11 protein-coding genes are annotated in these 13,991 nt (G+C 69.0%); 3 read left to right on the plus strand and 8 right to left on the minus strand.

Features of this window, described 5'->3' with window-relative positions; translation table 11 throughout:
- Positions 1-185: 185 nt before the first annotated feature.
- Positions 186-1,925 (minus strand): murein biosynthesis integral membrane protein MurJ, encoded by a 1,740-nt coding sequence (gene murJ, locus AB0B35_RS25030; RefSeq protein WP_361049379.1) that lies wholly within the window; start codon positions 1,923-1,925, stop codon positions 186-188.
- Between the two features lie 58 nt (positions 1,926-1,983).
- Here murJ and AB0B35_RS25035 point away from each other — a divergent pair, with 58 nt between their 5' ends.
- Positions 1,984-3,426, plus strand: a complete 1,443-nt coding sequence (locus AB0B35_RS25035; RefSeq protein WP_361049381.1) for a CCA tRNA nucleotidyltransferase — start codon at positions 1,984-1,986, stop codon at positions 3,424-3,426.
- A gap of 306 nt (positions 3,427-3,732) precedes the next feature.
- On the opposite strand, the gene AB0B35_RS25040 is transcribed toward AB0B35_RS25035, so the two are convergent.
- The 7 genes from AB0B35_RS25040 to AB0B35_RS25070 form a co-directional block, all read right to left on the minus strand.
- Positions 3,733-5,112, minus strand: a complete 1,380-nt coding sequence (locus AB0B35_RS25040) for an MFS transporter (protein ID WP_361049383.1) — start codon at positions 5,110-5,112, stop codon at positions 3,733-3,735.
- Positions 5,113-5,253: 141 nt separating this feature from the next.
- Positions 5,254-6,732 (minus strand): SPFH domain-containing protein, encoded by a 1,479-nt coding sequence (locus AB0B35_RS25045; protein WP_361049385.1) that lies wholly within the window; start codon positions 6,730-6,732, stop codon positions 5,254-5,256.
- A gap of 21 nt (positions 6,733-6,753) precedes the next feature.
- A complete protein-coding gene (locus AB0B35_RS25050) occupies positions 6,754-7,257 on the minus strand; it encodes an NfeD family protein (protein ID WP_360523379.1) in 504 nt (167 codons plus the stop codon).
- Positions 7,258-7,296: 39 nt separating this feature from the next.
- Positions 7,297-7,794 carry a DUF6584 family protein gene (locus AB0B35_RS25055; protein WP_361049387.1) on the minus strand — a complete coding sequence of 166 codons (498 nt, stop codon included), beginning with the start codon at positions 7,792-7,794 and terminating at the stop codon, positions 7,297-7,299.
- Positions 7,795-7,877: 83 nt separating this feature from the next.
- The gene (locus AB0B35_RS25060) at positions 7,878-8,342 is read right to left on the minus strand and encodes a DUF6584 family protein (protein WP_361049389.1); all 465 of its coding nucleotides are present in this window, start codon (positions 8,340-8,342) and stop codon (positions 7,878-7,880) included.
- Positions 8,343-8,530: 188 nt separating this feature from the next.
- Positions 8,531-9,610: an inositol-3-phosphate synthase gene (locus AB0B35_RS25065; protein ID WP_360523370.1), complete on the minus strand. Its 1,080-nt coding sequence runs from the start codon at positions 9,608-9,610 to the stop codon at positions 8,531-8,533.
- Between the two features lie 56 nt (positions 9,611-9,666).
- Positions 9,667-10,320 (minus strand): PadR family transcriptional regulator, encoded by a 654-nt coding sequence (locus AB0B35_RS25070; RefSeq protein WP_308440459.1) that lies wholly within the window; start codon positions 10,318-10,320, stop codon positions 9,667-9,669.
- Between the two features lie 215 nt (positions 10,321-10,535).
- On the opposite strand from AB0B35_RS25070, the gene AB0B35_RS25075 reads away from it, so the two are divergent.
- A complete protein-coding gene (locus AB0B35_RS25075; protein WP_203695073.1) occupies positions 10,536-11,003 on the plus strand; it encodes a DUF5318 family protein in 468 nt (155 codons plus the stop codon).
- A 3-nt stretch (positions 11,004-11,006) separates the two neighbouring features.
- Positions 11,007-13,943: a transglycosylase domain-containing protein gene (locus tag AB0B35_RS25080; RefSeq protein ID WP_361049391.1), complete on the plus strand. Its 2,937-nt coding sequence runs from the start codon at positions 11,007-11,009 to the stop codon at positions 13,941-13,943.
- Positions 13,944-13,991 lie beyond the last annotated feature (48 nt).

Raw genomic sequence — 13,991 nt, forward strand, 5'->3', positions numbered from 1 at the left:
CCGCGCCGGGTCGAGTGTTCCATGATCGTTCGAGTTGCCTGGCATCTGTGCGTATCTTGGGCGCGCTTTCGCCCGATTGCCTGGCAAGTCGAACGATCATGGTGCGTCACGCGCCCGCGTCACCCGCAAGCCCGCAGCGCGCGAGGTGACCCAACGACGTCGTGAGGTCGGGTGCGGTGCGGAGGTCAGCGGCCGATCTTGCGGCGGACCATGGCGACGACGTCCTGGACCTCGCCGACCTTGAGGGCGAGGGCGGACGCGCCGTAGACGCCGCAGATCACGATGCCGCCCGCGATCAGCGTCACCCAACTGGTGAAGGGGCTGACCGTGGACTGGGTGGCGCCCATGAAGAGCAGCTTGACCGTGCCGTAGCCGGCCGCGGCGGCGATCAGCGCGGCGACCACGACCTTGCCGAGGGTCACCATGATCCGGCGCAGGCCGATCAACCCGATCCGGCGCTTGAGCAGGGTCGCCGAGAGAATCGCGGCGAAGGCGTACGAGGCGGCGTTGCCGATCATCATGCCGACCGCGGCGGTCGACGCGGCGAACAGCGCCCACCAGCCCAGTTGGATGGACAGCCGCATGGTGATCACCGGCAGGTTGAGCAGCGCCGGGGTCTTCGTGTCCTGCAGCGAGTAGTAGCTGAAGTTGAACAGCTGGCTGATCGCGAACGGCAGCAGCGCGAGGCCCGCCATGGCCAGCACCGGCGCGGTCTCGATCGAGTCGGCGCGGTGGAACGCGCCCCGCTCGAACAGCGCGATCGAGATCGGCAGGGACAGCACCAGGTAGGTGACCGCGATCGGGGCCAGCATCACCACGACCGTACGGATGCCCCGGCTGAGGTCAGCCGCCACGTCGCTCGCCCGGCCCTCGGCCGCCGCGGCGCTCATCCGGGGAAGCAGCGCCGTGATGATCGAGACCGCGACGATGCCGTGCGCCATCATCATCAGCAGGAAGACGTTGTTGTAGATCATCGGACCGGCCGCGTCCTGCTCGCCCGCCTGGTTGAGCAGGTTCGTCAGCACCAGCAGCGCGAGCTGGTTGACGATCACGTAGCAGAACATCCAGCCGCCGACCCGGGCCAGCCGGCGCAGGCCCAGCTCGCGGAAGTCGAAGCGCCAGCGCCAGCGGAAGCCCACCCGGCGCAGCGCGGGCAGCAGGCCGCAGGCCTGGACCACGATGCCGAGCAGCACGCCGCCGCCCAGCACCAGGATGCGGCCCGGGGTCATGTCCTCGGGGTCGATCTGCTTGGCCCCGAACGTCACCAGGTAGAAACCGCCGGTGGCGATGACGATGACGTTGTTGAGGATCGGGGTCCACATGGGGGCGGCGAACTGCCCCCGGGTGTTGAGCACCGCGCTGCACAGGCCGGTCAGACCGTAGAAGAAGATCGTCGGCAGCATCAGGTACGACAGCGTGGTGATCAGGTGCCGGGTCGCCTCGGACGAGTCCCGGCTGGCGTACGCGATGGTCAGCAGCGGGGCGCAGATCACCGCCAGCACCGTGGTGATGCCGAGCACGATCACGGTGAGGGTGAGCAGCCGCTGGGTGAAGGCCTGGCCGCGGTCCGCGTCGCCCTTGCGGGCCCGGACCAGCATCGGCACCAGCACGCTGGACAGGATGCCGCCGAGCAGCAGCTCGTAGATCATCCCCGGGAAGATCTGCGCGGTCGTGTACGCGTTACCGACCATGCCGCCGCCGAGCGCGGCCGCCATCGTCGCGGTACGCAGGAAGCCGGTGCCCCGGCTCACCAGCGACCCGACCGCCATCATGGCCGAGTTGCCGGCCGCCCCCTTGTGCTCGTCCTCGAAGCTGGGCTCGGCCGCGGCCTCGATCTCCTCCGCGGGCAGCGCCGTTCCCACCACGTGCGGGATCACGGTGGTCTGGTCCGCGTCGACCGGGGGGAGGCGATCGGGGGCTGTCATGGGATGCACCATACCTGCGAACGGCCATGACCAGCCTCCCCAGTACGCTGGATGATCGATGTCGCCCTCACCTGAACTCACCGCCGTCCAGCGCAACGCCGTCACCGAGCTGTTGCGCGTCTCACCCGTCGCCGACGAACTGGGCCGCCGGTTCGCCAAAGCCGGGTTCGAGCTGCACCTCGTCGGCGGATCCGTCCGCGACGCGCTGCTCGGCCGCCTCGGTGACGATCTCGACTTCTGCACCGACGCCCGCCCCGAGGACACCCTCAAGATCGTCAAGGGCTGGGCCGAGGCGATCTGGGAGACCGGACGCGAGTTCGGGACCATCGGGCTGCAGCGCGGCGGGCTCCGCCTGGAGATCACCACGTACCGGGCGGAGTCCTACGACGGGGTGAGCCGCAACCCGCAGGTGCAGTACGGCGACAACCTGCACGACGACCTGGTCCGCCGCGACTTCACGGTCAACGCGATGGCGGTCAGCCTGCCCGGCCACGAGTTCGCCGACCCGTTCGGCGGGCTGGCCGACCTGGCCGCGCGGGTGATCCGTACGCCCGGCACCCCGGCCCAGTCGTTCGGCGACGACCCGCTGCGCATGCTGCGCGCCGCCCGGTTCGCCGCCCAGCTGCGCTTCACCGTCGACCCGGCCGTGGTCACCGCCATGGAGCACATGGCCGCCGACCTGGACCGGATCACCGCCGAGCGCATCCGGGACGAGTTCTCCAAGCTGCTGTGCGGCGCCGACCCGGTGACCGGGCTGCGGCTGCTGGTCGACACCGGCCTGGCCGACCGTTTCCTGCCCGAGCTGGCCGGCCTCAAGCTGGAGATCGACGAGCACGCCCAGCACAAGGACGTGTACGAGCACACCCTCAAGGTGGTCAGCAACGCCGTCGGCTTCGACACCGCCGACGGCGGCCCCGACCTGATCCTGCGCCTCGCCGCGCTGCTGCACGACATCGGCAAGCCGGCCACCAAGGCGGTCGGCGGCGACGGCGGCGTCAGCTTCCACCACCACGAGATGGTCGGCGCGCGCATGGCCAAGTCGCGGCTGAAGCTGCTCAAGTACCCCAAGGACGTGATCTCGCCGGTGGTAGCGCTGGTCGGGCTGCACCTGCGCTTCTACGGGTACGGCCGCGGCGAGTGGACCGACTCGGCGGTGCGCCGCTACGTCACCGACGCCGGGGACCAGCTCGCACGCCTGCACAAGCTCACCCGCTCCGACTGCACCACCCGCAACAAGCGCAAGGCCGCCCTGCTCGCCGCGGACTACGACGCGCTGGAAGTGCGCATCGCCCGCATCCAGGAGGAGGAGGACCTGGCCCGGGTTCGCCCGGACCTCGACGGCAACGCGATCATGGAGCTGCTCGGCATCCCGGCCGGCCCGGTCGTCGGCCGCGCCTGGAAGCACCTCAAGGAACTGCGCCTGGAGCGCGGCCCCCTCGACCGCGACGAGGCCGAAGCCGAACTCCAGCGCTGGGCCCGCACCGAGGGCCTCATCCCCTGACGCTGCCCGGCCCGCCCGACCCGCCCGCCCGGCGCGCCGCGCGCTGGACGCCGGGCGTCGGGCGCGGGCGCAGGCGCAGGCGCCGCAAGATCGTCCGACTTGCCAGGCACTTGTGCGTATCTTGAACGAGCTTTCACCCACTTGCCTGGCAAGTCGAGCGATCACGGCCGAGCCGTCTTCCGCCACCGCCACGCCACCGCCACGCTGGAGGCGGCCTGCCCGCAGTTTCGGGGAAACTGCTGCAATCAGCGGCCGTGAACCTGCAGTTCCCCCGAAACTGCAGCAACCCCGCCGGCGTCAGTGCGGCTAGGCCTGGTGGACAGCGTCGGCGCTGAGGGCGGTCGGCCGGGAGGTGGCGAACCAGTACCAGACCGCGAGCAGGACGAACGCCGTCGCGGTGATGATCAGGCCGAGGGGGGACTTGCCGTTCGGGGGCAGGGTCAGCGCGGCGGTGAACAGGCCCGTGACGAAGCACAGGTTGAACGCGGTGTCGTTGACGCTGAAGATCCGGCCGCGGTACTCGTCCAGGCATTCGCGCTGAATCGTCGCGTCCACGATGATCTTCATGCTCTGCGAGGCGACGTTCACCAGGAACACCGCGACGAGCAGCAGCGGCGCGACGAAAGGCAGCCCGAAGACCAGCACCACCACGCCCACCGCGGCGACCACGCCGCTCAGCCAGCGCCGGGCGTCCCACCAGCGCACCGCGAGCGGGGTGATCACGGCGGCGAGCGCCGCGCCGGCAGCGCCCGAGAGCACCACCAGCCCCAGCTGTCCCATCGACTGCGCGGCACCTGCCTGCTGCGCGGCGACGCGCTCGGCGGCGTGCCCGAAGTAGCGGCTGTAGAGCAGCAGCACCGCGAGCGTGAGCACGCCGTACAGGAAGCGGTACGACGACTGCAGCACCATGATCCGCAGCGCCTTGCTCCGCTGCCCCAGGTGCCGAGCACCGCTGATCATGCCGCGGAACACCTGGACCACGGCCTCGCCGAGCTTCGTGGTGGTCCGCTCGTGCGCCAGCGGGCCCAGCTCGTCGCGGCGGAAGAAGCGCCGGGCCAGCAGTCCGGAGACCAGGTAACCGAGGGCCGCGGTGGCCGCGATGGCGCCGTACCCGTGCCGGTCGGTGCCGACCACCCGCAGCGCGACGACGGACGCGGCGGTGAACAGACCGACCGAGTAGCAGATCGTGCCGAGCGTGGAGGCCAGCGCGTTAGCCGGGACCAGCTTGCGCTCCTCCACCACGTGCGGGAGCGAAGCGGACAGGCCCGCCAGGAAGAACCGGTTGATCGCGATGACGATGAGCGCGCAGACCGCGAACGCCAGCCCCTGCGCCCCGGACCACAGCAGCGCCGCCGCGGGCAGCACCATCGCGGCACGAGCCAGGTTGGCGTTCGACAGTGACGCGCGGCGGTCCCAGCGGTCCAGCAGCACGCCGACGTACGGCCCGAGCAGCGAGTACGGCAGCAGCAGGATGGCGAAGCCGGCCGCGATGGCGACCGGGCTGGACTGCCGGTCGGGGTTGAACAGCAGCGACCCGGCCAGCCCGGCCTGGAACCAGCCGTCGGCGATCTGGCTGGTCAGCCTGACCCCGAGCAGCCGCCGGAACGGAGCCCCGGCCAGGATCGCGCGGGAGGTCGCCGCGACCTTCGGCGTCGGCACGGTGTTCGGCATCACGGGGTGCGGCACGTCACCACCCTACGTGGCGCGGGAGGTCCGTACATGAACGCTGCGGGCGTTCCGGTCATCTACGACCGGAACGCCCGCAGCGGTGTGCGTATCGCGAGCGCGGTGGCCGTCCCGATCACCGGACCGCCCGCCGCGGATGGATCACTCCTTGGTGTTCGCCGCGCCGGTCACCCGGGCCAGCAGCGCCGGCAGGTCGATGCCGGTCAGGTCGTTGCCGAGCTGCAGGCCCTGGGCCACGTTCGTGGCCACGGACTTGGTCAGCGAGCTGGCGCCGTCGGTGGAGATGACGGTCATCTTGTCGATCGCGCCCATCGGCGCGGACGCCGCGGCCACGACCTGCGGCAGCACCTTGACCAGCAGGTCGAGCACGGCAGCCTCGCCGTACTGGGCGAACGCCTCGGCCTTGAGGCGCATCGCCTCGGCCTCGGACTGGCCCTTGGCCAGGATGGCGGCCGCCTCGGCGGTGCCTTCGCGCTCGACCGCGTCTGCGATGGCGGTACGCCGCCGCTGCTCGGCCTCACCCTCCTTGGCGCCTTCGATCGCGTTCGCCTCGGCCAGCGCGGCGCGGCGGGCGCGCTCGCCCTCACCGGTCAGGCGGGACTGCTCGGCGTTGGCCTGCGCGGCGGCGATGGTCGCCTGGCGGGCCGCGTCGGCGGCGAGCACCCGGGCGTTGCGGTCGGCCTCGGCCTCCTGCTCGACCTTGTACCGGGCCGCGTCGGCGGGCTTGCGCACCTCGGTGTCGAGCTGGCGCTGCTTGAGCTCGGCGTTCTGCTCGGCGACCTTGCGCTGCTCGGCGATGATCACCTGCTGGCGCTCGGCCTCGGCCAGCGGACCGGCCGCGGCGGAGACGGCCTTGGCGGCGTCGATCTCGGCCTGGATGCCGGCCTGCTTGAGGGCCAGGTTGCGCTGCGCCTCGGCGATGGACTCCTCGGACTTGAGCCGGGCCTGCTCGGCTTCCTGGCGCGCGGCCGCCTCGGCGATGGCCGCGTCCTTGAGCACCCGGGCCGCCTCGGGGCGGCCCAGGTCCTGCAGGTAGGAACCCTCGGCGAGGATGTCCTGGAGCTGGAACGTGTCGAGCACCAGACCCTGGTTCGTCATCGAGTGCTCCGCCTCCTCCGCGACGGCGGAGGCGAAGGCGGCCCGGTCCCGGATGATCTCCTCGATCGTCAGCCGGCCCACGATGGAGCGCAGCGCACCGGCCAGCACCTCGCGGGTGAACTCCTCGATCTCGGACTGCTGGTGCAGGAAGCGCTGCGCGGCCGCACGGATGGCGTCCTCGGTGCCGCCGACCTTCACGATCGCGACGCCCTGCAGGTTGGCGCGGATGCCCTGCTTGCTGACCGCGCCGGTGATCTCGACGTGGATGCGGCGGCTCGACAGGTCGAGGACCTGCAGCTTCTGCACGACCGGCAGCACGAACACCGACGCGCCCATGACGACCTTCTGGCCCGACAGGTCGGTGGAGCGTGCGCCGTCGGCGGTCTCGGTGACCCGGCCCTTGCGGCCGGTCACGATGAAGGCCTCGTTCGGGCCGGCCACCTTGATCCGGGACAGCACGAAGAGGATGAGCAGGAGCACGAGCAGCACGCCGCCCGCGATCGCAATGGTGAGGGCTGTCATTGCCTTCCTTCTCTCAAGGAGCTACTGCTCCGGGACTTCCTGCACGATCACGCTGGTGTCGCTGACGGCGGACGTCACCACGACCTTGGTGCCCAGCGGCACGGGGCGCTCGGCGCGGGCGGACAGCTTGACCGGCTGGCCGCCGATGCGCACGCGGACCTCGCCGAAGCCGCCGGCAGGGATGGGGGTGACCACCACACCCCGGGTGCCGACCAGGTCGGCGCGGGTCGGGGTGGCGTCGGTCCGCATGTTCGACATGCGTTTTACCAGGTAGCTGGCCAGTATGGCCAGGGGTATGGCGGCGACTATCGCGATGAACACCACTGCGGCGATGCCCAGGGCGTCGCCGGTCAGCTCGTTCACGACGGCGGCGCTGAAGCCGAAACCGCCGATCAGTGACGCGACGAGTTCCGTGGAGACGAAACCGTCGCCGAGGTCGAGGAGGTCACCACCGAGGACGGCGACCGCCGCGATGACGATGCCGAGTGCCCCGATGATCAAAAAGACCAGTGTCGCCGTACCCACGCCGGGAACCGTAGCGACCTCGGGCAACAACGGGATCGGTCACTCGGCCACCCAGCTCAGGACTTTGATGGCGCCGATCCCCGCCAGCACCATCGCGACGCCGATCACCAGGAAGGTGAACAGGCACGGCACCACCACGCCGCGCTTCTTGGTGGGGGCGCGGTAGGACCCGGCCCACTGCGTCGGCTTGCCCGACCGCTCCGCCTCGTCGGCCAGCTGCACCAGGCGTTCGGTGGCGGTCGCGGACAGGTGCACGGTGTCGCCCTGGAAATGCAGCAGCCGCAGCCGCTGCCACGGATCAGGGTTGGCCTTGGCGAACGCCGTCAGCTCGGCGTCGCGCACCTCGTCGGTGAGAAAGCCCCACCGGCCGGCCTCCACCGGATTACCGGTCTGCCGGTAGATGGAGGACAGCAGTGCGCGGATCTCGACGTCGTCGGGAAGGACGGCCAGCAGGGTCCGTAGACGCTGCACAGCCAGATGGGTATGCCCGGCCGCGAGATCGGCGCGCACCCGGGCGAGTACGTCCGCCTTTGCCACGCCCTGATCCTTATGGACCGGTGGCATGTCACGCCAGGGGCAATTATAACGGCCGGGTCACAGATCAATACCGACGCTCGGCGCTAGAAGATCCAGCCCAGCGCGGTCCGGGCACCGATGACCACCAATGTGGACAGTGCCACCAGCGCCGCGACAGCCGCAGCCGCCTGCAGACGGGAGCCTCGGCGGGGGTTCGGCTTCGGCGCCTGTGCCGAAGCGGCGGCCAGCAGCGGTGCCAGCCTCACGCGGGAGATGTCGGTCGGCGCGGGTGCGCCGGTCGGCCAGCGAAGTGCGTCGAGGCGACGGTGTGCCGGGTAGCGGGCCTCGAAGGCTTCGAGTTCCTCGGGTTCGGCGATGTCGTCCAGGTAGGACCAGCGGCCGGCTTCGACGGCGTTGCCGGTGGCCCGGTAGATCGCGGCGAGCCTGCGCCGCAGATCAAGGTCGGTGGGATGCGCGGCGACCAGGCTGTGCATGCGCTGGATCGCCGGGTAGGTATGGCCACGTGACAGGTCCGTGGTCACCCGATCCATCAGATCTGACTTACCCATGTCCCCACTATGCATATCAGCGGGCCGAGGGTCCATACACCGAGCGTGCCGTAAAGATGCGCGTCAGGGGCCTATTAGTACAGACGATGGCCTATCTACCGCGTGACGTACGTCAATTTCTGCAGTAGACAGGCCATCGTCAGGTGAATGAGTGTGCCCGCTCACACTTTTCAAGAACGGGCCCGAAATCAACGATTAACAGAGCCCTTGATGAAGTTCTCGACCGACTCGTGGGCGTCGTGGTCGTTGTACTGCACCGGCGGAGACTTCATGAAGTAGCTCGAAGCGGACAGCACCGGGCCACCGATCTTGCGGTCCAGCGCGATCTTCGCGGCCCGCACCGCGTCGATGATGACGCCGGCCGAGTTCGGCGAGTCCCACACCTCGAGCTTGAGCTCGGCGTTGAGCGGGGTGTCACCGAACGAGCGGCCCTCCAGGCGGATGTAGGCCCACTTGCGGTCGTCGAGCCACGGCACGTGGTCCGACGGGCCGATGTGCACATCGCTCTTGGACATCTCGTGCGGGATCTGGGACGTCACCGACTGCGTCTTCGAGATCTTCTTGGAGATCAGGCGGTTGCGCTCCAGCATGTTCATGAAGTCCATGTTGCCGCCGAAGTTGAGCTGGTACGTGCGCAGCAGCTCCACGCCGCGGTCCTCGAACAGCTTCGCCAGGGCGCGGTGCACGATCGTGGCGCCGACCTGGCTCTTGATGTCGTCGCCGACGATCGGCAGGCCCGCGTCCTCGAACTTCTTGGCCCACGCCGGGTCGGAGGCGATGAAGACCGGCAGCGCGTTCACGAACGCGCAGCCCGCGTCGATAGCCGCCTGCGCGTAGAACTTGGCCGCCTGCTCCGAACCGACCGGCAGGTAGCAGACCACCACGTCGACCTTGGCGTCCTTGAGGACCTTCACCACGTCGGCCGGGGCGTCGTCGGACTCCTCGACCATCTCGCGGTAGTACACGCCCAGGCCGTCCATGGTCGGGCCGCGGTGCACGGTGATGCCGGTGGGCGCCACGTCGCACAGCTTGATGGTGTTGTTCTCGCTGGCCACGATGGCCTCGGCGAGGTCGCGGCCGACCTTCTTGGCGTCGACGTCGAACGCGGCGACGAACTCGACGTCGCGGACGTGGTAGCCGCCGAAGTCGACGTGCATCAGGCCGGGAACACGTTCGGACGGGTCGGCGTCCCGGTAGTACTCCACGCCCTGGACCAGGGACGAGGCGCAGTTACCGACACCGACGATGGCAACGCGGACGGAGCCCATAGCTCCTGCCTCCTTCTTCTCTTCAGGCGGACAGCCGGTCGGCCGCGCCGCCCAACTCACTCGGCGGAGTCGTCAGGGCCCGGTCGGGCCGTGAGCGGTCTTGCGGAATCTGTGGTGCGCGGGCTCGGTCGGAGCTCGCCCTCGGCCCCGCGCGGCGGCGGGGTGCGGCCGGAGCGCTCGTTCGCGATGAGCTCCTCCAGCCAGCGGACCTCGCGGTCCGCGGCATCCAGGCCATGTCGCTGCAGCTCCAGGGTGTACGCGTCGAGCCGTTCCGCGGCTCGGGCGAGCACCTCCCGGAAGCCCTCCCGGCGTTCCTCCACCTTGCGGCGGCGGCCCTCCAGGATGCGCAGGCGGATGTCGACGTCGGTGCGGGAGAAGAAGGCGAAGTGCACGCCGAACGCGGCGTCCTCGTATGCCTCCGGCCCCACCTGCGCCAGCAGGTCCTGGAACCGCTCCTTGCCCTCGGCCGTGATCTTGTAGACCACCCTGCCCCGACGGCTGGTCAGCGGCGGTACGTCGGCGTCGCCGGCGGGGGTCTCCCCGGCCTCGGTGATCCAGCCGGCGGTTTGCAGCCGTCGCAGTGTGGGGTAGAGAGAGCCGTAGCTGATCGCCGCGCGGATCGCGCCCAGCTTGGTGCTGAGTTGCTTGCGCAGCTCATACCCATGCATCGGGGACTCATGCAGCAGGCCGAGGATGGCCAGGTCGAGCATGTCGGCCACCCCCTCTGATCGGTCTCGCGGTCTGGGTCTTGGTGCACGATGTATCGCGCCGATACATCGTTACGTTAGAACGGGGTGATGGGTCGAGGCAATACAACGGTGCTGATGATCACCAGAGCCGATGATCATTGAGCGCTCGGCTTGGTGCTGGTCACGCTGTGTGACGGCGGTCGCGGCGGGCCGAACGAGGGGTTACCCTCCTTTTCATGCGCGCGCAGCAACGGGTCTCTGCGTCGCCTCGTGCCGCCCAGCGGCGAGGCGACGGATTCGTTGACTATTCCCTCCAGCGGCGAGCTCTGCTGCGTGAGGTGTACGCGGGAAGGGTGGGCACGTCAGAGGTGTGCGATGCCTCGCCCTACCTGAAGAGCGCGGCTCGTTTCCACGGCGAGGCCACCGAGAACCGGTGCCCCATCTGCCGGCGCGAGTTCGTGATCAACGTGCACTACATTTACGGCGATCAGCTCAAGAACTCCGCGGGTCAGGCGCGCTCACGCGCCGAGCTCGCGGTGCTGGCCGACACGCTGGGTGAGTTTCAGGTCTACGTGGTCGAGGTGTGCCGCGGCTGTGACTGGAACCACCTGGTGGAGCAATACCTCTTGGGACGCGCACACAGGACAGCCCCCCAGCTGTCAGCGGCTGCCGCCACCGCCCCATCCCCGACCGGAACGGTGTGACAGATGACTTCGTACGGCGACCCTCACGCCGGCAACGGGTATGACGACGAGCAGTATCGTCAGTCATACCCGGCCCCCGTGCAGAATTCGGGCCGCGCCTCGGTGCCATCCGACGACTACGGCTACGACTACTCGTCGAGCGACCAGGCGGACTACGGGCAGTACTCCGCCAATGGTGGCGGGTACGCCCAGGGCGGCGGCTACGGCGGCGCGGACCAGAACGGCTATGGAGACCAGGGCTACGGCCAGGCTCCGGTGAACCCCCCGATCAGCCCGGCGGCCGGTCGTGCCAGCGTCGGCGCCTCCGCCGGACGGGCGACCGTCGGCGGCAGCGCGGGGCGGGCCAGCGTCGGCGCTCCCGCGGGCCGCGCCAGCGTGCCCGGTGTCGCGGGGCGGGCCAGTGTGCGCCCCGCGGGCCTCGACATGGAGGACGACGAGCAGTCGGCCGGCAAGGGCAAGAACGCCAAAGCCGGTAAAAGCGGCAAGTCCGGTAAGAAGAAACGCAACAAGCTCACCATCGCGCTCGCCTCGGTGGCGGTGCTGATCATGCTCGCCGGTGGCGGAATGATCGCCTTCACCTCGTTCCTGAGCGGCGTGCCCGAGCCGGGCGAGTTCAAGCTGCAGCAGAACACCCTGATCTACGCTGCCGACGGCACGACCCAGGTCGCGCAGCTCGGCACGGAGAACCGCCGCATCGTCGACATGAAGGTGCTCGACAAGAAGATCAAGGACACCCTGATCGCGGGCGAGGACCAGGAGTTCTACAACCACGACGGCATCGACCTGTGGGGTATCGCGCGTGCCGCGTGGAACAACCTCACCGGCGGCGCGACCCAGGGCGCCTCGACCATCACCCAGCAGTACGCGCGTGCCGCGGCGCAGGACCTCGAGGTCAGCTACGCCCGTAAGCTGCGTGAGGCGGTCTGGGCACGGGAACTGGAGCAGGAGTACTCGAAGGACGAGATCCTCGGCTTCTACGTCAACACCGCCTACTTCGGCCGCGGTGCGACCGGCGTGGGCGCGGCGGCCAAGGCGTACTTCAACGTCGAGGCGGAGAAGCTGACCATCGCCCAGGCGGCGGTGCTCGGCGCGGTGCTCAAGCAGCCCGAGCCGCAGTGCGGCGACGTGGAACTCAAGGACTGCCAGTACAAGGGCTACGACCCGCAGAACGACGAGGCCGCTGCCAAGGACCGCTGGAACTACGTGCTCAACAGCGTGGTGAAGATGAACACGCTGACCCAGGCCGAGGTGGACCAGGTCAAGGCCGAGGGCTTCCCGAAGGTGACCACGTTCACTCCCGGTGGCAAGAACAACGCCACCTGGGGCATCAAGGGATCCAGCACCGGCCCGGTGATCAACTACATCAAGAAGGAGATGGAGACCCCAGAGGTCAAGAAGGCTCTGGATGCCATCGGCGTCACCGACTGGAAGAACGGTGGCCTCAAGATCACCCTGACCATCAACCCCAAGGCACAGGCGGAACTGGAGAAGCGGCTCTACCGCGAGTACGTCACAGCCGACACCTGCAGGGACAAGAAGGACAAGATCGTCCCTTTCACGCTCGCCGAGGACGGTAAGACCAGGATCGGCAAGGACAAGAAGCCGTTGGTGACCGACTCCGCGAAGAGCAAGGATCCCAAGTACGTCACCTGTGAGGCCGAGGTCAGCAAGGTGACCGAAAGGTCGACCTCCATGCTCAACAAGTACCCCAAGAACGTCACGGCGGCCGCCGTCTCGATCAACCCGCAGACCGGTGCCGTGCTCGCCTACTACGGCGGCATGGACGGCACCACGTACGACAAGGCCGGCAGGAACGGTGAAGGCGGTCCGTTCGTCGGTGGCGGGCACTCCCCCGCTTCGTCGTTCAAGATCTACACGCTGGCCGCGGCGGTCCAGGCCGGAATCTCGGTCGAGTCGCACTGGGATCCGACCGATTTCTACCCGAAGGGTTCCAAGACCAAGATCCGCAACGCCGGCCGCGATGGTGCCGACGCGGGCTGCCACACCAACTGCACGCTGAAGCTCATGGCGCAGAAGTCCTACAACGTGCCGTTCTACAAGGTCACCGAGAAGATCGGCCCGGCCGCGGTGATGGACATGGCGGCGAAGGCGGGCGTCACCATGATCTGGGACGACGGAAACAAGGCCTACGACCTCACCAAGAAGAAGGGGAGCGAGGTTCCGCTCGGTCCCCACGTCGGCTTCGGCCAGTATCCGATCACCGTGCTGGACCACGCCTCGGGCATCGCCACCTTCGCGGCCAATGGCATCTACAACAAGCCGCACTTCATCGCCAAGGTCGAGCGCAAGGTGACCGAGGACGGCAAGAGCGTGTGGAAGCCCGTTCCCGGCACCGGTCCGAAGATCAAGGGCAAGCAGACCATCGACCCGAAGGTCGTCGGCGAGGTCAACGCCGTGCTGAAGAACTACGGCGGCAACAAGCTGAACAGCCGCGACTCGGTCTCCAAGTCGGGCACCTGGCAGGCCGGCAACAAGTGGGCCGGGCAGAACTCCAGCGCCTGGTACGTCGGTTACACGCCGCAGATCGCGACCGCGGTCTGGGTCGGCAACTACGCCGGCGAGTCGAGGCCGATCACCGACCGGAGCGGCAACAAGATCGGCAGTGGCGACCTGCCGAAGGACATCTGGGTCGGGTTCATGAACAAGGCCAACGAGCTGCTCAAGTTCGGCCCCAAGCCGATCGAGCAGGGCTGCGGCGGCTGCATCGGCGACCCGGACGCCGGCGACGGCAAGGAGACCACGCCGACCCCGGACCCGGGCGCCTGCTTCCTCAACCCGAACCAGCCGGGCTGCGAGAACCAGCCGGGCGGCCCGGGCGGCCCGGGTGGTCCGGGCAACAACCCGAACCCCTCGCCGACGCCGTCGGGCACCGGGGGTGGCGGGATCTGCATTCCGAAACCAGGCAAACCCTGTCCGTGACAGATGCGTGAACGAAGAGGGGCCCCTGCGGGGGTCCCTCTTCGTTTC

Source organism: Catellatospora sp. NPDC049133, from assembly GCF_040648455.1.
GTDB classification, from domain to species: domain Bacteria; phylum Actinomycetota; class Actinomycetes; order Mycobacteriales; family Micromonosporaceae; genus Catellatospora; species Catellatospora aurea.